Genomic DNA, 22,664 nt, shown 5'->3' with positions numbered 1-22,664 from the left:
CCAGAACAACCTGTCTTAAAGGTACACCTTTTTCTATAATGAGCCTTACAACTTCTTCTTTGAAATCAGAAGTAGACTTGATATTGGCTTGCTTGCGTAGCCCACTTTCACCATGGAGGTTATATTTCCGAACCCATTCCAATATCATGTCTTTGCTAATACGCCGTTCTCGGGATAGCCAAAGAATCGGCGTCCCTTTTATCACGTGAGAAACTATATCGAGCTTCTCCTCAAATGTGTGTTTGGTCATAAATGATAAACCCCAAAAGTTTTTGTCCAACTTTTGGGGTTCACTTCAACTTGTGAAAAACTGGCGCTTCTTAATTATGTAAGACAGGTTATTATTAAAATCTTACCCCAAAAGTTAAGAATACATTGTTTCTATTGCTTTTAACATCTGCAACAGGTTCACTGTAATCATCCAACAAATATGGGCTAGAACTGAAATTTGTTTTATAGTTCTGATACGCTAAATCGAAATAATAGTTGTCTATCCGGTATCCAATTCCACCGGTGTAGTATTGGCCTTGGTAAAATTTGTTGTCGCCACCTTTAACACCATTTCCGTTTACGCCGTAACCACCACGTAAACTAATTTCGTTAGTCACTTTTACTTCCGCACCAATTCTGTAGTTAATAGCCTCTTTATAAGATTCTTTAATGAAAGCATTATTGTCGTTTATCGTATTGCGATCGTATCCATCAACATCAGAAAAACGCATAGAAGCATAATCTACATAATCAACATCTGCTGAAATTAATGCTGTGCCAGCAATTACATAGCTGATACCAGCTGAAGCCTTTAATGGCGTACGTAAGTTATAACTGAACGTGTAATATTTTGTAGGGTTATTTGAGTTAGAAGGTGCATTTGTTGCGTTTCCAGCTAAATTTGCCTGTAAAGTCTCACTGGTATTATCTTCAATGTTCATCCAGGTTGGGGTCTGGAAATTTATACCAATTCTTAATTCATTAACAGGTCTGAAAATCATACCCAGTTTCAAGTTAAATCCACCACCTTTGGTTTCTTGGTTTCTGAAATGGTTTAAGTTGTAATTTTCGTTTCCGGTATAGGCAGGGATTGGTAAGCCATCATCAAAAGAGTTCACAATACCCGATTCGGTAAAAGCGGCATCGCTGATGTATTTTACATTTACAAAACTAGCGGTTGCACCAATATAAACCTTGTTGCCAAAGTTGAGGGCACCTGCCACATTAAACTCTGATGTGGAACCTAATCTGGATTCATCCCAGTTTTGCTTGAAACTCGCATTGTTATAAGGTTCTGCCGAATATCCATTTGGGAAATTGGGCGCATTTTTATTAATTAAATAGCTACTATACGCATCTCCAGCTATCGAATTATCAATTCCACCACCGTTGGCCTGATCTACATAAGAATCTCTTATTGAACTATTAGTATTAGTTCCATTATAACTGATGTTATTTAAGAAATCGTTGTTTCTGGTATAGCTTAAGCCAAATACCGTACTTACCAATCCTTTATTTACATCAGCACCTTTCATTCTTGCAGCTGGGCTGTAAAAGACCACACCAATATTATTCAGGTTAATCTGACTTTTATCTGCTTTAGTATTGTTGCCCAGGTATGCGCTATTGTTTGATACAGAATTAAATTCAGGGGTTAAACTAAATTCAGATTTGGTAAATAAACCCAATCCGGCGGGGTTTGCGTTAATTGAGCCAATATCACCACCAACACCAATCTGTGCGCCACCCATTCCCTTGAATCGGGCAGAGCTACCATAATTGGTTTGAGAGAATCGGAATGCATCTGGTGCATAACTTTGGGCGTATGACGTTCCTATAGCAGCTACTGTAGCTACTAGTGAAGCTAAAATATATTTTTTCATGTTGCGTGTTTAAATCTAATTAACCTCTTCCTGCTCTAGATGGTCTTGAGCCACCACCGCCACCGCCGGTTGAACCACCGCCACCGCCGCCATTTGATGGAGGAGGTGAGTAGCTAGGTCTGCTCTCAGTTCTGGTAGGTGGGGTATAGCTCTCGTTTCTGGTAGGTCTGCTACTTTGCGTACCTCGTGGACTATAGTTGTCATTTCTGGTTGGTCTGCCAGCTTGTGATCCCCGAGGTTGTGCATAGCTGCTATTACCTTGGTTTCTGCTTGGTCTTCCAGCATTAATATTTGGAGCATAACCTACACCATTTGGATTTGTAACACCAGATCTGCTCGGTCTGCCCGCATTTCCGGCATTGCCGTTTCCATATCTTGGCGTGCCTCTATCATTGCTCCCTGGTCTTGGTCTGTAAGAGCCACCTCTGTTGGCGAAACCACCACCATAGTATCCGCCACCGATACCCCAGCCTCCGCCGTAATATCCGCCGCCCCAACCGAAACGATCGTAGTAAGAATTAGGTCCCCATGAGTTCCAGCCCCAAGGATTGTTCCATCCGTAACCAAAGTTGCCATAATAAAATGGGTTGTTCCAGATGCTTCCGTATCCAAAACCGCCACCCCAGCCACCTAAACCGAAGCCGCTGTTCCAGCCCAGGCCATAACCTAAGTAGTTCGAAGGACCATAACTGTTTCCGTAATAATAATTGTCAAAATAAGGGTCGTAATAGCCTTGAAAGCTGTAACCATTATAAAAACGGTTTATTCTGGATGAGTAATCCATATCGTAATAAGGGTTACTGGTTCCGTAATATTCATCATATTCTTCCTGTCCTTGAGCCTGATATTGCTGACCTTGCTGGTTCTGAGGCTGGGGTGCTATTTCAACCTCCCTGGCTTTCGCTACAGAATTATAAACATCATCAGCAGGCTTGGTTTGAGCCAATTTTGATGTAGCGCATGATGCCACCAACCCTGCAGCGGCAATCATAACAATGGGTAAAAATTTAATTGGTTTCATTGTGTTTATATTTAGTTGTGTGTGTTCACGAATGTAATAAACAAGTTCCAAAAGTAGTTAATTCCTAACTATTTACTTAGTCTAAAAATGTTAAATCACAATTGATATTAATTGTTGATCTTTTGTAGGCATAAATTTATAAATTTGCCGTCGGATTTTACACTTTTTAACATACAAATTACGTTCCAAATACATAAGATGAGCAAAGAAATTACAAGTAGAGAAGCAGATTATTCCCAGTGGTATAATGATATTGTGTTAAAAGCAGATTTAGCAGAGCACTCTGCTGTGCGTGGTTGTATGGTTATAAAGCCAAATGGCTATGCCATATGGGAAAAAATGCAAGCTGTTTTAGATAAAATGTTTAAGGATACAGGGCACCAAAATGCCTATTTTCCATTATTCATCCCAAAGTCATTTTTCTCTAAGGAAGCTTCTCATGTTGAGGGTTTTGCGACAGAATGTGCAGTTGTAACACATTATCGACTGAAAAATGACGGTAACGGAAATATTGTAGTTGATGAAACAGCAAAATTAGAGGAGGAATTAATAGTCCGACCAACCTCCGAAACCATTATCTGGAACACCTACAAAGGATGGATCCAATCGTACCGTGATTTACCAATACTAATCAATCAATGGGCGAATGTGGTAAGATGGGAAATGCGTACCAGGTTATTTCTGCGTACAGCCGAATTTTTGTGGCAAGAAGGGCATACCGCTCATGCTACAGCAGAAGAGGCGATCGAGGAAACGGAACGTATGTTACATATCTACGCCGATTTTGCAGAAAACTGGTTAGCTGTTCCGGTAATCAGAGGCCGTAAATCGCCAAATGAAAGATTTGCGGGTGCTTTAGATACTTATTGTATTGAGGCCTTAATGCAAGATGGCAAAGCTTTACAGGCAGGTACATCTCACTTTTTAGGGCAGAATTTTGCTAAAGCTTTTGATGTTAAATTTACCGGTAAAGATGGAAAATTAGACCATGTATGGGCTACTTCATGGGGTGTTTCTACACGTTTAATGGGTGCTTTGATTATGGCACACAGTGATGATTCTGGATTGATTATTCCACCAAAATTAGCACCAATACAAGTGGTAATTGTTCCGATTTATAAGGGGGATGAGGATCTGGCGAGAATTTCTTCATACGTTAACGAATTAACCATGCGTTTAAAAGGTTTAGGCGTTTCGGTGAAATATGACGACAGGGATACACAGCGCCCTGGATTTAAGTTCGCTGATTATGAGTTGAAAGGTGTGCCAATCCGTATTGCTATTGGTGGTCGCGATTTAGAAAATAAAACAGTAGAAATTGCCCGTAGAGATACCAAGGTGAAACAAACTGTACCTCAGGAAGGATTGGATATTTACATCATCAAATTATTGGAAGATATTCAGCAAAGCATGTTCAACAAGGCATTAGCCTATCGCAATGAGCATATTACAGAAGCCAATAGTTACGAAGAGTTTCAGGAATTGTTAGATACCAAAGCTGGTTTTATTTCAGCGCATTGGGATGGAACACCGGAAACAGAACAAAAGATAAAAGAAGAAACAAAAGCAACCATTCGTTGTATTCCTTTAGATAATAAATTGGAAGATGGTGTTTGTATTTATTCAGGAAAACCGTCTACACAACGGGTATTGTTTGCAAGAGCATATTAGACAGTCCTGAGTCGGGAGTTCGGAGTCGAGAGTCTCCTTGCTCTCGCTTTAAAAATAAGTTTAAGATCGTTTTTAGAAGCATAGACCTTCTGGTGAACGATTTAAATATTAATGTAAAATAATATCGGAGGTATAGGTGTTTTAGAATCTTATCTCGATACTTGGTACTCATCAATCTTGATACTATAAAAATGAAATTCGCAACTAAAGCTATACATGCAGGTCAAGAGCCTGATCCAACCACTGGTGCGGTAATGACACCGATATATCAAACCTCTACTTATTGGCAAAAATCTCCTGGAGATAACAAAGGGTACGAGTATTCGAGAGGGACAAACCCAACGCGTAAAGCATTGGAAGATTGTTTAGCTGCTTTAGAAAATGCTAAATATGGTTTGGCTTTTTCGAGCGGAATGGGGGCTACAGATGCGGTGTTGAAATTATTGCAGCCTGGTGATGAAGTAATTACCGGAAATGATTTATACGGTGGCTCATACCGGATCTTTACCAAAATATTCACTAAATACGGAATCAAATTCCACTTTCTGGATCTTTCTAAGCCAGAAAATATGTTGCCATACATCAACGATAAAACGAAACTGGTTTGGATAGAAACACCTACCAATCCTACCATGCAGATTATTGATATTGAAGGTGTAGCAAAGATCACAAAGGAGAAAAATTTAATCCTTACCGTTGATAATACCTTCGCCTCGCCTTATTTACAAAACCCGATTGATCTGGGCGCTGATATTGTGATGCACTCGGTAACCAAATACATTGGTGGCCACTCTGATGTGGTAATGGGGGCTTTGGTAACAAATGATGAGCAATTGTATAAAGACCTTTGGTTTATTTACAATGCCTGTGGTGCAACACCAGGTCCGCAAGATTCTTTTTTAGTGTTGAGAGGTATAAAAACGCTTCACCTTCGGATGAAAGCACATTGCGAAAATGGAGAGCGCATTGCACATTATTTAAAAACACATCCAAAGGTTGATAAAATTTATTGGCCGGGTTTTGAAGATCATCCTAATCATGATGTAGCTAAAAAACAAATGCGTGGTTTTGGTGGTATGATTTCGATTACCTTAAAAGGTGCTGATCTGGAAGAAACTTTTAGAATCTCGTCTAATTTTAAAGTATTCACATTAGCTGAATCATTAGGCGGGGTAGAATCGCTAATTAACCATCCGGCAACGATGACACATGGTTCTATCCCGAAAGAAGAAAGAGAGAAAGTAGGTGTTACCGATAACTTGCTTCGTTTAAGTGTTGGAGTAGAAGATATCGACGATCTTTTAGAGGATCTGGCAAATGCGCTGGCATAATATTTCGAGCGGGCAGATAAATATTTGCCCGTTTTTTTATTTTTTTAGGACTACTCTGGTAACGTTGCTGTCATGCTGAGGCACGAAGCATCTGCAACCGATGAAAAAGATGCTTCGTGCCTCAGCATGACAGTCTGATAAATAGTAAGCCACTATCGTTTAATCATCACCTATATGCAATTTCTTGAGTTAAAGAATTTCCTTGATAGTAAGGTTGAACAATACAATCAGCCAAATTTTATAGCAAATGATCCGGTTTGTATTCCGCATATTTTTGAAAAAAAACAGGATATAGAAATTGCGGGCTTTTTTGCTGCGGTTTTAGCCTGGGGCCAGCGGAAAACAATTATTAATAAATGTAAGGAACTGTTGGGCCGTATGGATAATGCGCCATATGATTTTGTTGTTAATCATACCGATGACGATTTAAAACGCTTACTGAACTTTAAACACCGTACATTTAACGATACCGATTTACTTTATTTTATTTCGTTTTTTAAGCAGCATTATCAAAACTTCGATAGTTTAGAGCAGGCATTTGTACCTGGCCATGATGTTTTTCGGGCTGATTATTTAGCAGTTTCATCGGTAAAACCGGAGATAACAAATGCTTCCGGAGTGTGTTATGCTGCTGAGCTTAACTTTTCAATAGAGCAGGCATTGAACCATTTCAGGCAGTATTTTTTTTCCTTAGAAGATTTTCCCCACCGTACGAGGAAACATATCTCCTCTCCAAAGCAAAAATCTACCTGTAAACGTTTAAATATGTTTTTACGGTGGATGGTTAGGGTAGATCAAAAAGGTGTTGATTTTGGTGTTTGGGATACGCTTCAACCAAAAGATCTAATCTGTCCTTGCGATGTGCATGTTGATCGGGTAGGACGGTTGCTTGGACTGATTAATAGAAAGCAGACCGATTGGTTAACTGCAATCGAATTAACTAACAATTTGAAGCAGTTTGATCCTTCAGATCCGGTGAAGTATGATTTTGCATTATTTGGATTAGGTGTAGAAAAATTGCTTTAAAGCTTAAGAAATTGAGAAAAGTCAAAAAAAAGTTCTTTTTTTCAATTCAATCTTCCTATACTTACATAGCGATCCTGCTTCGGTTTAGCAGGATTGTATCTATCCCAATGTTTCGCTATGATCGCAGTTAATTTATCTGATGAAGATAGGTGGAAGAAATATAATAATTTTTCTCCTCTGGTCTCAATTTTTAAGAAATTCCACCCGCTTAATGATGAGATAGAAAAGCGGATTAACCAGCATACCTTTCCGATCAGCTACAAAAAAAATAAATACCTTGTTTCTCCTGTAGACCGTAACAAGTTCCTTTTTTTAATTATTAAAGGTGTAGTTAGGGGTTTTATTAAGGATGGGGACAATGAGATTACCACATGGATTGCCAAAGAAAATGAAGTTGTAGGTACCATACGTAATTTGTGGATAGATGGCGATTCGGATGAGTATTTACAGGCATTAGAAGATGTAGATTTAGTTGCTATTCCACACGTATTATCAGAATACCTTTACGAAAATTTTCCTGAAGCCAATATTGTTGGTAGAAAGATGATGGAGTTATATTACCGTTCGGCAGAGGAACGTGCTTACCTGTGCCGGATTTCGTCAGCCGAAAAAAGATACAAAAGGTTTTTGATTTCATTCCCTGATTTAATCAACCGTGTTTCTTTAAAATATATTGCTTCTTTTTTAGCCATCAGGCTCGAAACATTGAGTAGAATTAGGGCTAAAATTTAACTCTATATTATTTTCTTGTTTTTTAAGAGGCTTAGCATTTTAACAGATCTTAAATCCTTTAGTGAAAAGGAAATAATACCGCTGAACAAACAGCTTTGCAGCCAAAACTGCGTTATTACTCTACTGCTAAGGTCTTATTTCCGCTTTTGGAAGATTTTCAGGTTAAACCTTCTTTTCTGTTAAAGGACGACCTCGGAGATTCAACGAGTTTGGATTTGAATGAATTTTTGATGATCAAAGATTTTATTTTGGGCTGGCGGTCTGTACCGTACAGGTGTAAAGCTGTATGATAAAAGCTATTTTCCGCGTGATCTTATGCCTAGGAGCTCTGCCGTAGCAGCGATACAGATTTTTCCGTCAGAGAAATTTAGGATCGGCTATGGTTGCGATTTCTCAAGCTTGTCTGTTACAGGGCTATAGTAACGGTACACATAAGATTTCCTTGTCGTATTTGTTCATTAAGCAAAATGTGAGATTGGCAACCCAAAGGATGTTTTGAGCAAAACTGTAAACTTGTGTATTATAATATTTACGCATTTAAACGAAAAATTAACTACAATTGCGTACAAAAAAATAACTTTTTATTAACTTGCACAATATTCTTAAAATAATGAAAACAAAAAATGCCGTAAGTACTTTTACTGTGCTCATCGCTGATGATCATGAGATCATCCGTCGTGGATTAAAAGGTTTAATATCAGACTTTTGGCCTGGTGTTGAAATCATTCATGCATCTACCTTAGAGCAGGCGCTTGTCGAAACAGAAAAATCGCCGAGTTTAATCATCATTGATGTAAACTTGCCAGGGGGTAACAACCTTAAGGTAATCGATCAGATTAAATTGGTTCAGCCAAACGCAAAAATCTTGGTATTTTCATCTTTGAATGAGAATATTTATGCTGTTCCGTATTTAAAATCGGGCGCATCGGGTTACTTAACCAAAAATGCAGAAGAATCAGAAATTGTAACCGCTATTACTACGATTTTAGCAGGCAGTCGCTATTCGAGCAGAAATGTTAAGGAAAACATGTTCAACAGTATATTGGGTAACGATGCTGATAATCCTTTCACCAAACTTTCGGGAAGAGAATTAGAAGTAGCAGAATTACTAACAAAAGGAATTGGGGTATTAGAAATTTCTAATCAGCTAAATCTTCAGATGGGTACAGTAAGTACTTATAAGTTGAGACTTTTTCAAAAACTGAAAATAAAAAGCATTATAGAACTTGCTGAAAAGATGAGTATCTACGAAAGATAAAAAAGAGTATTTTACTCTTTTTTATCTTTTCTAAGTTTTTTTGTTTTTATCTACAGTACCAAGCCCACTCTCTCCTGATTCGTTAGGTGTGGAGCCGGCCTGGCCAAATTTATCTGAAGAACCCTTTCCGTTTTGATCGAAGGAGGCCTTTTCCTTTGCGCTTCCTTTACTTTTACTTTCTTTTTCCGCTGTGTTTTTATTGTCTTTAGTTTTCATAAGATAAATGTTGTTTTGCTATCTCAACATTTTAAAGCAAGCAAAGTTTTAATGTTCTGATAAAAATCGGGGGCATTTTTTGTTTTCGTGGTCGGTGATCTACGGATTATTTCAACTTACACTTGTACAAATACCTCATTAGCTGTCAATCGGTTTGTCAGTCTGAGCGTAGTCGAAGACCTTCTTTGCCATATAAATATAGGCCATATGAGCTTATATTTTCTTAAATGCCTTATATGGTTAAATATGTCCGCGTTGCAGCGCACACTACTCGCACATGCTTGGTGTCCTCACCAGCCATCAATCGTTTATCCCTTCGTTGCGTCATTATTATCATATAAGTTCATGTGAATCAACCTAAGGGATTGGAAGTTTAATTCCGTGCTTTTGGGTTTCCGTGGCAAACCTCCAAGCAAGTCAGCATAATAAATATATTATAAATAAAAACTAAATTTGTTAGTATTTTGTTTAAAATTAATTGATACTAATTTTCTTTAAAACTAAAAATATTAGTATTTTTGATCTCAATCATCCTTATAATACGAGAATGGATAAAGAAAGGCAGATTATTCATATGGATCAGGATGCATTTTTTGTGTCGGTAGAAATCAGAAAAAATCCAAAGTTATTGGGTAAACCCGTAATTATCGGTGGCGGTGGCGATAGGGGTGTGGTAGCCTCTTGTAGTTACGAAGCACGCCAGTACGGCATACATTCTGCAATGCCTGGTAGAACAGCAAAATTGCTGTGCCCCCAGGCTATATTTTTAAAAGGCGATATGGAAGAATATTCCAAGGCATCACATGAAATTACCGAAATTATTGCCGATAAAGTTCCCCTTTTTGAGAAGGCCAGTATTGACGAGCATTATATTGATATGACGGGCATGGACCGCTTTTTTGGTTGCATGAAATTCGCGTCAGAACTCAGACAAAACATTATCAAAGAAATGGGCTTACCGATTTCCTTTGGCCTGTCTATCAATAAAACTGTAGCCAAAATAGCCACGAACGAATCTAAGCCTGATGGTGAGCGACAGGTTACTTTTCCTGAATTGCGGCCCTTTCTCGATCCTTTGGCTATCCACAAAATTCCGGGTATTGGCCACGCTACCTATAAAAAATTAAGCGAAATGGGTGTCCGCGAAATCTTTACGCTTACTCAGATTCCACAACAGCTCATGTTTAAAATACTGGGGCAGCATGGCTTAAGTTTATGGCAAAAAGCAAATGGGATCGATCTTTCACCAGTTGTACCTTACCGCGAAAGGAAATCTATTGGTACACAGGCTACCTTCGAAAGCGATACCATGGATATGGCCAAACTAAAGGCCATTATAACCGGAATGGTTACCGGTTTAACCTTTCAGCTGCGCAACCAGAAAAAATTAACTGCCTGCATTACCATAACCGTACGTTATACCAATTTCGAAACTGTTACCCAGCAAGAACGTATTCCCTATACCTCGCTCGATTCTTTTTTAATCAGCAAAGCACATAGCCTGTTCGAAAAAGTGTATGCAAAACGGATGCTGTTACGGCTGGTAGGCGTAAAACTTTCGCATCTGGTGAGCGGTTACGAGCAGATTGGTTTATATAATATTGCCGAAGAAGAATATAGTCTTTATCAAGCCATGGATAAGGTACGTAACCACTATGGTGCCGAAGCAGTGGTAAAGGCCTGTATTGTTACCCAACCACCCCGCGATGAAACAGGGAAAATAATTAAGTACAATCCCCGCAAAAAGAAAATATTGATCGAAAACCAAACAGAGGAAGAACAGCAGGAAGTAAGGAAACGATCGAAAATTAGAAGTTTTATGAGTGAAAAAGGAACAATAGGTACTAAATCTTATGATTAGCGATGTTTTTAAATGTGCATTCTTCTTATAGCTTAAAATATGGCACGCAGCGCATTGACCAGTTAATTGCTACTGCCCGCAGTTTGGGTATTCACCAAATGGTACTTACTGATATCAATAATTCAACTGGGGCGGTAGAGTTTATTCGCGAGTGTTACAAACAAGGCATTGCCAAAGAAGCCGACGAAATACACAAAGGCAATATTCCATATCAGATTAAACCGGTAGCGGGGATCGAATTCCGGATCGATAACAGGTTGTTGTATGTGGGCATTGCGAAGAATAAAGAGGGAATGCGTGAGCTGAATGAATTTTTAAGCCACCATAATATTTACAATATTCCACTGCCAGAGGTTCCGCCCGAAATGGAGCATGTTTATATTATTTATCCCTTTCAAAAATCTTTTAACCCAGTACTAAAAGCAAATGAATTTGTAGGCATCCGTGCAAAACAGCTTAATCTTTTGTATAAACACCCACTTTTAAAACAGAAAGAAAAGTTGTTGGTGTGGCATCCTGTTACCGTTAGCGATAAAATCACCTACCGCCTGCACGAATATTTTAGAGCCATTGAACTTAATACCCTTTTAAGTAAAGTGTCCGATGAGCAAAAATGTGATCCGGATGAGTTCCTGATTCCAGAAGTAGAATTAACCCAGCAATTTGAACAGTATCCTTTCATTGTTCAAAATACACAAAAACTGATAAACAGCTGCGATTTAAGTGTTTATTTTGAGGATGGCCTTACACCTACTTCTAAAAACAAGTTTTTTTATACCGGAGATTTTGAAGGGGATAAAAAAATGCTTCGGGAGTTGGCCGAAGAAGGGCTTAAATACCGTTATGGTGAAAATAATACAGAAGCCATTGAGCGTTTGGAGAAAGAACTGCGCATCATCGAACTTAAAAACTTCTGCGCCTATTTTCTCATCACTTTCGATATTGTAAGCTATGCCATGAATAAATGTGGTTTTTACCACGTTGGCCGTGGCTCGGGTGCCAATAGCATTGTAGCTTATTGTTTGCGCATTACCGATGTAGATCCGATCGATCTCGACCTGTATTTCGAACGTTTCCTGCACGAAAAACGGACAAGTCCGCCAGATTTTGATATCGATTTCTCTTGGGACGAAAGGGAGGTGATACAACGCTATATATTTGAACGCTATCCCCAATGGCATGTTGCTTTTTTAGGCACCATGAGCACTTTTAAAGACCGTGCAATTATCAGGGAAATCGGTAAAGTGCTGGGTTTACCCAAAGGCGAAATAGATAGTTTTACCGATCCCACCAAAGAACGCGAAAATTCGGAAAATACAACTTATCAGAAATTATTGGCTGTACACCGTTATATGAAAAGTATGCCTAATCAGCGTTCTATTCATGCCGGGGGAATTTTGATTTCTGAAGAACCGATTACCTATTATACCGCATTGGATATGCCGCCAAAAGGTTTCCCAACAGTGCAATGGGATATGTACGAAGCCGAAGCCATAGGTTACGAGAAATTCGATATTTTAAGTCAGCGGGGTATCGGGCATATTCGCGAAGCTGTGCAGCTCATTAAAAAAAATAAGGGTAGGGAAATCGATATCCACGATTTTAAAACTTTTAAAGAAGACGAGAAATTGAATGGTATCCTTAAAGAAGGACAGCCCATTGGGTGTTTTTATATCGAATCGCCGGCCATGAGGCAACTGCTCAAAAAACTGAAATGCGATAATTACCTTACGCTCGTGGCAGCCAGTTCCATTATCCGTCCGGGGGTGGCCAGTTCAGGTATGATGAAATCCTATATCGAACGCTATCATGCACCCGATAAAGTAGTATACCTCTGCGAAGTGATGAAAGAGCGGCTTAGCGAAACCTATGGGGTAATGGTTTATCAGGAAGATGTGATCAAAGTATGTCATTATTTTGCAGGTCTTGATCTTGCCGATGCCGATATTCTACGCAAAGCCATGAGTGGTAAATACCGGTCTAAACTGGCTTTTGATGAACTGGTGAATAAGTTTTTTGTCTCAGCCAGAAAGGAAGGGCACTCAGAAGAACTCATTACCGAAGTTTGGAGGCAGATTTCATCTTTTGCCGGTTACAGTTTTTCGAAAGCACATTCAGCCTCTTTTGCGGTAGAAAGTTACCAGAGTTTATTTTTGAAAACGTATTACCCCATGGAATTTATGGTAGCGGTACTAAATAACTATGGTGGTTTTTACAGCCGCTGGGTTTACGTGCACGAACTACAAAAAACCGGAGCCAGGGTGCATTTACCCTGCGTTAACTGTAGCGATGATGTGGTAAATATAAAAGACGAAGATGCTTATCTGGGCTTCATTGCCGTTCAGGGCCTGGAAGAAAAAAATATCAAAATTATTCCACAAGAACGGAATGCAAATGGTTTGTATATCGATCTCGAAGATTTTGTAAGGCGTACCTGCATTTCGCTGGAGCAGGCCATAATTTTAATCCGTTTGGGCGCCTTGCGCTTTACCGGAAAAGATCGTAAAACCCTGCTTTGGGATGTGCATAACTACCTCGGTTTTAAACAAAAAAAAGTGAACCATGCCGAGCTTTTTAAGCTGGGTTACAAAACCTATCAGCTCCCTGTATTGGCCGATTCCGAACTCGAAAATGCTTACACAGAATTAGAGTTATTGGGTTATCCGCTTAATTATAAAATGTTCGATTTTTTAAAAACGCCTTATCGTGGTGATGTTATGGCAGCCGATCTGCACAAACATTTGGGTAAAACGGTAAGGATGGTAGGGAACTATGTTTGCGAGAAAACGGTACATACCATTAAAAATACCAAAATGTGGTTCGGTACTTTTTTAGATGCCAATGGCGATTTTTTTGATACAACTCATTTCCCTAATAGCACACCCATGTATCCTTTTAAAGGAAAGGGCTGTTACCTTATTTTAGGTAAAGTGGTAGAAGATTTTGGCTTTCAGAGCATAGAGGTTTTAAAGTTCGCCAAATTGGATATCCAGATGAATCCTGTGGCGATTTAACGTTATGATCTGATTAATCTAATCGGCTCATGATTTGGTTTGTTTTTGAGCCGATTAATGTTTTAGGGAATTATTTATGATTTTATTGTTTGAAGAATTGCTTTTTAGATATACTGCTAGGGCAATGGAAATAGGTGCTGAATGGCCATTTCGAGTGTAGTCGAATGACGATATTTTTATTTAAATCTGTCATTCTGAGCACAGCGAAGAATCTTTTCTACATCAATATTTAAACTCATTTACCATATGAGGAATAGAAGTTCATTTCAGCTTATATTTACCTTAAATACCTTATATGGTAAAAAACTAAGACTCATTTCTAGCGAGTGCACAAATAGCCTAACCATTTAATCGTTTACTTGTTTAAACATAATTTTTATATTTAAACCATGATCCACTTTAAAGCAGAAATAGAACGTTTCGAAACCATGGGCGAAAAAACCGGCTGGAGTTATGTGTTTATTCCGGCAGCACTGGCCAACGAAATCAAACCAGATTGTAAAAAGAGTTTCAGGGTAAAAGGAAAAATAGATCAGTTGGAGATTAACGGTATGGCAACCATTCCAATGGGAGAGGGCGATTTTATTATTGCTTTAAAAGGCGAAGTCCGTAAAAAATTAAGAAAAGAAGCCGGGGCAGGTGTCGAACTTTATTTAGAAGAAGATAAAGATTTTAAAATCGAAATGCCCGAAGATCTCGAAATCTGCTTATCAGAAGAAGAACATTTAATCCGGAATTTTTTAAAACAGCCTAAATCGCACCAAAACTATTACATCAACTGGATCAATCAAGCTAAAACCGAACCTACACGTACCAAAAGAATCGTAATGACGGTTAAAGCCATGGATAAAGGGCAGGATTTTGGCGCAATGATCAGGGAAAGTAAGTTGTGAGTTTGGAGTTTTTAGTTTTGCAACGAGCAGAAAAGTCTTTGGACAATAAGTTTTTGGTTTAGAGTTCTGAAAAAATAACAGGCTTACACTATAACCTCAAATCCCCAATTTCTAATTATATTCTTGAACGATTAGAATAGCTATGCACTTAGCGCTCTCAACTCCAAACTTAAGACTCCCTGCTATAATTCCTAAACCAACTCGAAACCTTCATTTGTATTACACCTAAAAAAGCTTCCCTAAAGATACGGGTGCTCATTTTTGATGTTCCTTCGGTACGGTCGGTGAAAATGATCGGAACTTCGACAACTTTAAAGCCAAATTTAATGGCGGTGAATTTCATTTCGATCTGAAACGCATAGCCAACAAACTTAATTTTATTTAATGGAATGGTTTCCAACACAATTTTGCGGTAACATTTAAAGCCGGCGGTAGCATCCTGAATGTTTATACGGGTAATCATCCGCACATACATTGAAGCAAAATACGACATTAAAACCCTGCCCATTGGCCAATTTACCACATTTACGCCCTTAACATACCTGGAACCAATGGCTACATCGGCACCGTTTACACAGGCTTCGCGTAGGCGGGATAGATCGTTAGGGTTGTGCGAGAAATCGGCATCCATTTCAAAAATGTAGGCATAATCGTGTTGTAGTGCCCAATTGAAGCCGTAAATATAGGCTGTACCCAATCCTTGTTTCCCTGCACGCTCCTCAATAAATAAATGTCCTTCGTATTCGTCTTGTAACGACTTTACAATTTCAGCAGTTCCATCAGGAGAACCATCATCAATAATTAAAACATGAAAAGGTTGCGTTAAAGAAAAAACCTTTCTAATGATTTTTTCGATGTTTTCCTTCTCGTTGTAGGTGGGAATGATGACTAAACTATCTGACACGTTTGTTGTGGTTTTTTATAATATAAGCCTTTGGCCTTTGTATATGGTATGCTATGCTTATTTGTACTGTGCAATTGCTTCTAATCTGCGAAAGTAAATATTTAATATGAAACCTTTATGAATTTTCGTTAATTCGAGATAATTCCTCTTCCTGAACTTGTTTCTGGGTCTATCTTGTGATCTTTAAAGCGTGAAGGATTTTCTGTTGGTCCGGATTTGTAACCCGGATCGTTGTCGACTAGCTGTTGTATTTACTTTTAGCTTTTACAGCACAAACCATTGTTCCTAAACCCGATCGGCGTGTAAAGCCCGTAGACCGAAGTATGAGGGGCGAGGACTTAGAACAAGAGCGGGGCAGCAGGTTTCCAGGAAGCACTATCCGTTCCTTTCCAGATCTTATCGAAAATGCTTCTTAAAACAATGTCAGTCTGAGCGTAGTAGAAGACCTTACCCAGACATTTCCGGCTGATTTCGCAAATCACCGCAGAGGAACCTTCTGTTGGTACGGATCTGTAACCTGGTTTAGCAGTTTTGCAAGGATTACAAACTCTGTTGGTCCGGATTTGTACCCGGATCGTTGTCGACTAGCTGTTGTATTTACTTTTAGCTTTTACGGCACAAACCATTGTTCCTAAACCCGATCGGCGTGTAAAGCCTGTAGACCGAAGTATGAGGGCGAGGACTTGGAACAAGAGCGGGGCAGCAGGCCTCCAAGAGTCACTGTCCGTTCCTTTCCAGATCTTAAGATTATGCTTCCCTTTTTGAAACGCAGAACCAAAAGCGTTGTCAGTCTGAGCGTAGTCGGAGACCCTTCTATTTACACTTTTACGATATAGATTTTTCATTGCATTCAGAATGACAATGAAAGTATTACCTTACCTCTTGCATTAACTTTTTAACCAATTGCGAAAAAATAATTAATGCCAAACCTGCAATTAAAGAATATAAAGCCAAGGCCTTATAACCTTCGGTGTATGCCATTAATTTAGTCGTTAGTGATGCATTATCAATACTCGACATTTCTGCGCCTAATTTTCCGGCAGCCAATTGCCCGAAAGCACTTGATAAAAACCAAAGCCCCATCATCATCCCAAACATTTTCTTTGGCGAAAGTTTGGTAATGATCGACATACCTATTGGGCCCAAACAAAGTTCGCCAAGGGTTAACAATAAATAGGCTAACGTAAATACATTTAACGAGCTAATTCCCTGCGTATTAGCGAAGAATCTTGTGGCATAAAAAACATAAAAACTTAAGGCCAGTAAAAGGAAGCCAATCCCGAATTTTACCACGGTATTCGGTTCAATTTTGCGTTTGTATAAGCCTAACCATAAAATGCCAACAATCGGACTAAAAACAATAACAAAAAACGAGTTAACGCTATTGTTTACCACATTCGGGTCGATATTGAAAAAGAGGATTTTATGATCAAGGTTGTCCTTTGCAAATAATGATAGTGAACCTCCACTCTGCTCGGATATGGCCATGAAAATAAAATAACAGAAGATAAAAACGAAAGCAGCAAGCAGTTTATATTGCGCTTTTTTATCTTTTATTTTAAACGTTTCGTACAAGAAATAAACCAGGGCAATAATGCCTATGGTGTACATGAAATAATCGGTAAAGGCTGTGTTTTTTACCATGATATAAATCAGTGGAATACAAAGTATCGATCCCACATAAACGGCTATTTCCCATAGTTGCTGTTTTGATTTTTTAAGATGCAGCAAAGGCGAATTCCCAATCGGACCTAAGTGTTTTTTAGTAAAAATGAATGTGCCCAAACCGAACATCATAACCAATGCAGCAGATAAGAAACATAAGTGCCAGCTGTAATACTTGCCCAGATAAATACACATCGCACCGCCCAATAATCCACCTACGTTTATTCCTGCATAAAAAAGCCCATAACCCGCATCTCTGCGGTTGTCTTTCTCGTGGTATAATTCGCCGACCATTGATGAAACATTGGGTTTAAAGAAACCTGTTCCAATGATAGATAAGGTAATTCCTACATAAAATAAATCGTGAGGGGAGAAGGCTAGGATTAAATTCCCAATAATCATTAAAGCCCCGCCCCAAAAAAGCGATTTTCTGAAACCTAAAATCTTATCGGCAAAAATACCACCAATAAAAGTAAAGGCATAAACAAATGCTTGGATAGCACCATATTGCAGGTTCGATTTTTGATCGCTCAAGCCTAGTTGTTCAACCATAAAGAAAGCCAATACCCCACGCATTCCGTAAAAACAGAAACGCTCCCACATTTCTACTAATGATAAATGCCAGAGCTGTTTCGGGTATTTACCCTCAAAATTTTGAATATCTTCTATTGAAACTGTTTTTTCCATTAAATAGTTTTAAAAAGTAAAAGCCCGATGAAGATCGGGCTTTTTGTTAAATTTATTATTTTGATTAGTGAACGCCGTGCATCCATTTACGCAATATCGGACTTAAGGCAAACATAATTAAGCCTGCAACAATAGGAATAATGGTAAATATTAAGAAGAAAATCGAAATTGAATATTCTGAACTTATTTTGTCAATTAATCCACCGGTAGTACCAGCTAACCAGTTACCAATAGCTGTACAGGTAAACCATACACCGAACATTAAACCTACCACTTTGGCCGGAGCTAATTTACTAACGTAAGATAATCCAACAGGCGAAACACATAATTCGCCAACGGTATGGAAAAAGTAAGCGAAAATTAACCAAAACATGCTTACCTGTGCAGATGTAGCGCCTTTTGCAATATCCATACCTCCATAAGCCAATCCTGCAAAACCTATACCTACAAAAATTAAACCGAGCCCAAATTTCACGGGCCCGCTTGGGTTAAATTTCGTTTCCCATATTTTAGACACAAATGGCGCAAGGGAAACAATAAAGAATGAATTTAGAATCCCAAACCACGAAGCAGGCACTTCTGTGTTTAAAGCGGTAAATTCTTTTTCTACTTTCCAAATGGCCAATCCCCAGATAATAATGAAGCTTATTGCAGTGAAAATTATTGTGGCAGGATATTTTTTTGCGATTTTTGCCGCCAAGCTTAATAAAACAACGGTTACTGCAATGAGTGGGAAAATAGTAAGTATTGCATCAACCCATTTAAAAATTGTACTTGCATTCCCTGTTAAATTTCTAAGCGTGTAATCTTTAGCAAAAATAGTCATTGAGCCACCTGCCTGCTCAAATACCATCCAAAAGAAAATGGTGAAAATTGAAAATACAGCGACTACAGCTAAACGTTGATTGCTTACTTTTTTGGGTAAAATTTCATCAGTTGGATCAATTACTTTTTCTGTTTTATTTACAGCAGCACCTAAAACACCAAAGATTTTTTGTCCAAAGTAAAACTGAAGCATTCCAAAAAACATAAATACTCCCGCTAATCCAAAACCCCAATGCCAGCCCACTTTTTCCCCAATATAACCGCACATTAACATGCCTAAAAAGGCACCAGAGTTAATACCCATGTAAAAAATAGTGTAAGCAGCATCTTTTTTATCACTTGTAGATGGGTAAAGTTTTCCTACGATAGAAGAAATGTTTGGTTTAAATAATCCGTTACCAGTAATTAATAAAAATAATCCCAGATAGAAGAAATTGGTATTTGCACCTTCTAACGCCATAGATATGTGGCCAATGGTCATAATTAAAGCGCCTATAATAACGGCTTTTCTATATCCGGTCAATCGATCTGCAATTAAGCCACCAATTATAGGCGTTAAATACACTAAACCTGTGTACCAGGCGTAGAGTTGTAAGGCCTCTGGTCTAGTCCATTGCCAGCCACCTTTACTTATTTCGCTTACTAAGAATAAAACAAGTAATGATCTCATCCCATAATAACTAAATCTTTCCCACATTTCTGTGAAAAATAGCACAAAGAGGCCTACCGGATGGCTAAATAATTTTTCTTTGGATACATTGTTACTGTCTAAGTGGAGATCTAGTTCCTTGCTATGGTCAATACTAATGGTTTCATTAGATGTTTGCATAAAACATTTGTTGGTTTTAGTTTATGAATTCAGAATTTGTGTGTTGTTTAAGCCAGTTAAGCAGGGCGCAATATAGTCAGCGAATGCCAAACTCACAAATTTTTAAATGATGTGTTAGGTAAATGATTTGTTAAGATTTAAAACTTTCTAATGGGTTTAACATTTTTCTTTGGGTCGGCATAGAGCTCATCATTCGAATTCGGATCGTTGTTAAGTATGATATCTTCCTGCAGTTTTAATCTTCCACCAATGATTTTAAGGCCATCAAAAGTGCCGTCTGATCCGTAATATTCAAATTTCCCCTTTACTTCGGGATCAAAGGAAGCAAGATGGTCAAACACAATCATGCCTGCTTTCAGATCCGTTTTTAAAGTCATTGCATTCGATTTGGCATATTCGAATATTACCCTGTTCTTTCCTTTTAGCTCTTTTCCATCGAAAACCGGGGCACCAAAAGTAAGGTTGTCTTTATCGAAAGAAAGGATATCAATTACCTTTTTAGTGGTAAATTGTGTATTTCCTTTCCAGCCTAAAAGTACATAATAGGGCAAGCGGTTTCCACTGGTTACCGGAACAATTTCATAATACCGGGCACCAAACCATTTTTGGTTATTGGTAATGCTGTTCGGGTCGGCTAAATTGTCTGTCTGATCGATCAGGGGATAAAGTTTCAATGGGCCACTTTTGTTATTCATTTGGATGGCGCCATAATAGCGGTATGTACCGTCATCGAGCAGTACATACCAACTCAAAATCCTAAAGGCCTGATCAGTAGATTTAATTACGGATACGTTTTTTAGTGAATCGAACGGATAAGAAAAAGAATTCGGGGCTTTTAATGCCTCTACCAAAGTTTTTACAAAGTTGCCGTTTATTTCTAATTTTTGAGCATCGCTTTTCGCTGTAACAACTCTTGCCGATATTTTAATCAGTGTATCCTGAAAAACATTTAAAGTGTTTGGTGATTGCTGTGCTTTTAGATTAAAGCTTAACGTCCCAATGACTAAAAGGATGTAAAATCTGATAACTTTCATACGATCAAATGCGCAAAGATTCTGCAAAGCCAAAAATTATAATTTCTCGATAACAAGTGCACTTGCGCCGCCACCGCCATTGCAAATTCCGGCAACACCGATTTTTCCGTCGTTCTGTGTCAATACCGAAAGTAAGGTAACCACAATCCTCGCGCCCGATGCCCCAAGTGGATGACCTAATGAAACTGCACCGCCATTAACATTAACCTGGCTGTCGTTTAATTCTAAAAGTTGATTGTTAGCAATAGAAACAACAGAAAATGCTTCGTTAATTTCGAAAAAGTCAACATTCTTAATGTCGATATTGGCCTTGTGTAAAGCCAATGGAATTGCTTTTGAAGGTGCAGTTGTAAACCACTCCGGTGCTTGTTGCGCATCGGCATAGCCTAATATTTTGGCTAAAGGTGTTAAACCCAGTTCTTTTGCCTTATCGGCACTCATTAAAACCAATGCCGCTGCGCCATCATTTAAGGTAGATGCATTTGCTGCAGTTACTGTTCCATCTTTTTTGAAAACAGGTTTTAAGGAAGGTATTTTATCAAATTTAACCGCCGTTGGCTCATCATCGGTGTCAACCAGTGTAATGTCACCTTTACGGTCTTTCACTTCTATAGCTACAATTTCGCCGGCAAATTTGCCCGAAGTTTGTGCTGCCTGTGCTCTTTTGTACGATTCTGTTGCAAAATCATCCTGCACTTCCCTGCTGATATTACATTCTGTAGCACAAAGCTCTGCGGCAGATCCCATATGATAGTCATTATAAACATCCCATAGTCCATCTTTTACCAAGCCATCTGTAATTTGTCCATGACCTAGGCGATAGCCGTTTCTTGCCTTATCCAGATAATAGGGAACATTGCTCATGCTTTCCATGCCACCGGCTACAATAATTTCATTATCGCCATTTGCAATACTTTGCGCTGCAAGCATAATTGCTTTTGTACCCGAAGCGCATACTTTATTTATTGTAGTGGCAGGTAAATCTGGTAAACCTGCAAATTTTGCAGCTTGCGTAGCTGGTGCTTGACCCAGGTTTGCAGATAAAACATTACCCATATATATTTCCTGGATCTGTTCTGGTTTTAATCCAGCTTTTTCAATAGCAGCCTTAATGGCAAAGCCACCAAGTTGAGTAGCAGAAAATTGAGCTAATGAGCCTCCAAAACTACCAATAGGTGTTCGCACAGCTGATACAATTACAACTTCTTTCATGTAAACTAAATTTTATGAATTTTTGGTTAGGCCGCTAAGTTAGTCAAACCTCGCAGGTTTCCAAAACCTGCGAGGTTTAAAAATAACGTATAAAAAATGATTTTAGCACGCTGATAATAATAAGTTTTTGGAAAGCAAAACCTGTTGTGCTTAGGAGTGTTCAGTCCCGCCGTTCGCTTTATCCCGATGAAAAAATCGGGATGCCCGCTGCCATCAGGTTTAGATTACCTGGGCTGGTGCTGCTTGGGTTTGGCTGAGCGCAGAAAATTTGTTTACCGAAGAAACCTATCAGGTTTTAAAACCTGATAGGTTTCTTGAGTTTGGCTAATTTCTCATGTAAAAAAGTGAAGACAGGATAGGATTGGCTAATTTTTCCAACTTTGCCATTTTTTTCTCTATGTTCACGAAGTCGGAAAAATTGATTCTGATACTTTCCAGCCATTTTTCTGCTCTGAATCTGTTTAGTATATCGCCTGTTGTTGTTCTTGTCCTCAACGCATTCTTATACCATTTTGTTCCAGGCAGAGAAACCTTTTCGGCCAGGTTGGTTTCGTGCGCTGCCAATAGCATCATCCCATAGCAGGCTGAAATAAACGCGGGTACTTTTTCCA

18 protein-coding genes are annotated in these 22,664 nt (G+C 38.7%); 8 read left to right on the top strand and 10 right to left on the bottom strand.

Annotated features, from left to right (window positions below):
- From EYS08_RS24780 to EYS08_RS24770, 3 genes are all read right to left on the bottom strand, one after another.
- Positions 1-250: helix-turn-helix domain-containing protein (locus EYS08_RS24780; protein ID WP_131032410.1), on the bottom strand; the 250-nt coding region annotated here is incomplete at its 3' end.
- A 94-nt stretch (positions 251-344) separates the two neighbouring features.
- Positions 345-1,874 carry an OmpP1/FadL family transporter gene (locus tag EYS08_RS24775; RefSeq protein ID WP_131032582.1) on the bottom strand — a complete coding sequence of 510 codons (1,530 nt, stop codon included), beginning with the start codon at positions 1,872-1,874 and terminating at the stop codon, positions 345-347.
- 19 nt (positions 1,875-1,893) lie between these two features.
- Entirely contained in the window at positions 1,894-2,895 is a 1,002-nt protein-coding gene (locus EYS08_RS24770) for a hypothetical protein (protein ID WP_131032581.1), read from the bottom strand.
- A gap of 198 nt (positions 2,896-3,093) precedes the next feature.
- Here EYS08_RS24770 and proS point away from each other — a divergent pair, with 198 nt between their 5' ends.
- The 5 genes from proS to EYS08_RS24740 all read left to right on the top strand — a co-directional run bounded on the left by proS (position 3,094) and on the right by EYS08_RS24740 (position 8,913).
- Positions 3,094-4,566, top strand: a complete 1,473-nt coding sequence (proS, locus tag EYS08_RS24765; RefSeq protein WP_131032580.1) for a proline--tRNA ligase — start codon at positions 3,094-3,096, stop codon at positions 4,564-4,566.
- A gap of 191 nt (positions 4,567-4,757) precedes the next feature.
- On the top strand, positions 4,758-5,897 hold the full coding sequence (locus EYS08_RS24760) for a cystathionine gamma-synthase (RefSeq protein WP_131032579.1): 1,140 nt from the start codon (positions 4,758-4,760) through the stop codon (positions 5,895-5,897).
- Positions 5,898-6,071: 174 nt separating this feature from the next.
- A complete protein-coding gene (locus EYS08_RS24755; RefSeq protein ID WP_131032578.1) occupies positions 6,072-6,923 on the top strand; it encodes a TIGR02757 family protein in 852 nt (283 codons plus the stop codon).
- Positions 6,924-7,040: 117 nt separating this feature from the next.
- Positions 7,041-7,655 carry a Crp/Fnr family transcriptional regulator gene (locus EYS08_RS24750; protein WP_131032577.1) on the top strand — a complete coding sequence of 205 codons (615 nt, stop codon included), beginning with the start codon at positions 7,041-7,043 and terminating at the stop codon, positions 7,653-7,655.
- Between the two features lie 610 nt (positions 7,656-8,265).
- Positions 8,266-8,913 carry a response regulator gene (locus tag EYS08_RS24740; RefSeq protein ID WP_057934807.1) on the top strand — a complete coding sequence of 216 codons (648 nt, stop codon included), beginning with the start codon at positions 8,266-8,268 and terminating at the stop codon, positions 8,911-8,913.
- A 30-nt stretch (positions 8,914-8,943) separates the two neighbouring features.
- On the opposite strand, the gene EYS08_RS24735 is transcribed toward EYS08_RS24740, so the two are convergent.
- Positions 8,944-9,129 carry a hypothetical protein gene (locus tag EYS08_RS24735; RefSeq protein WP_131032576.1) on the bottom strand — a complete coding sequence of 62 codons (186 nt, stop codon included), beginning with the start codon at positions 9,127-9,129 and terminating at the stop codon, positions 8,944-8,946.
- 547 nt (positions 9,130-9,676) lie between these two features.
- Here EYS08_RS24735 and dinB point away from each other — a divergent pair.
- From dinB to EYS08_RS24720, 3 genes are all read left to right on the top strand, one after another.
- Positions 9,677-10,990: a DNA polymerase IV gene (gene dinB / locus EYS08_RS24730; RefSeq protein WP_131032575.1), complete on the top strand. Its 1,314-nt coding sequence runs from the start codon at positions 9,677-9,679 to the stop codon at positions 10,988-10,990.
- 2 nt (positions 10,991-10,992) lie between these two features.
- Complete coding sequence (dnaE, locus tag EYS08_RS24725) at positions 10,993-14,004, top strand: DNA polymerase III subunit alpha (RefSeq protein ID WP_131032574.1); 3,012 nt, start codon at positions 10,993-10,995, stop codon at positions 14,002-14,004.
- A 389-nt stretch (positions 14,005-14,393) separates the two neighbouring features.
- A complete protein-coding gene (locus EYS08_RS24720; protein ID WP_131032573.1) occupies positions 14,394-14,897 on the top strand; it encodes a YdeI/OmpD-associated family protein in 504 nt (167 codons plus the stop codon).
- A 169-nt stretch (positions 14,898-15,066) separates the two neighbouring features.
- Here the strand turns inward: EYS08_RS24720 and EYS08_RS24715 are convergent, their stop codons facing one another.
- From EYS08_RS24715 to EYS08_RS25940, 6 genes are all read right to left on the bottom strand, one after another.
- Positions 15,067-15,801, bottom strand: a complete 735-nt coding sequence (locus EYS08_RS24715; RefSeq protein WP_131032572.1) for a polyprenol monophosphomannose synthase — start codon at positions 15,799-15,801, stop codon at positions 15,067-15,069.
- A gap of 870 nt (positions 15,802-16,671) precedes the next feature.
- Positions 16,672-18,153, bottom strand: a complete 1,482-nt coding sequence (locus EYS08_RS24710) for a peptide MFS transporter (RefSeq protein ID WP_131032571.1) — start codon at positions 18,151-18,153, stop codon at positions 16,672-16,674.
- A gap of 64 nt (positions 18,154-18,217) precedes the next feature.
- Entirely contained in the window at positions 18,218-19,807 is a 1,590-nt protein-coding gene (locus EYS08_RS24705) for a peptide MFS transporter (protein ID WP_131032570.1), read from the bottom strand.
- A 137-nt stretch (positions 19,808-19,944) separates the two neighbouring features.
- Complete coding sequence (locus EYS08_RS24700) at positions 19,945-20,841, bottom strand: hypothetical protein (RefSeq protein ID WP_131032569.1); 897 nt, start codon at positions 20,839-20,841, stop codon at positions 19,945-19,947.
- Between the two features lie 36 nt (positions 20,842-20,877).
- Positions 20,878-22,053 carry an acetyl-CoA C-acyltransferase gene (locus EYS08_RS24695; RefSeq protein WP_131032568.1) on the bottom strand — a complete coding sequence of 392 codons (1,176 nt, stop codon included), beginning with the start codon at positions 22,051-22,053 and terminating at the stop codon, positions 20,878-20,880.
- 324 nt (positions 22,054-22,377) lie between these two features.
- The coding region (locus EYS08_RS25940; RefSeq protein WP_208745908.1) for a hypothetical protein at positions 22,378-22,664 on the bottom strand (287 nt) is incomplete at its 5' end.

The organism is Pedobacter kyonggii, assembly GCF_004310665.1.
Taxonomy (GTDB): domain Bacteria; phylum Bacteroidota; class Bacteroidia; order Sphingobacteriales; family Sphingobacteriaceae; genus Pedobacter; species Pedobacter kyonggii.
The sequence above is the reverse complement of the archived record's forward strand: the minus strand, read 5'-3'. Positions and strand labels throughout refer to the sequence as shown.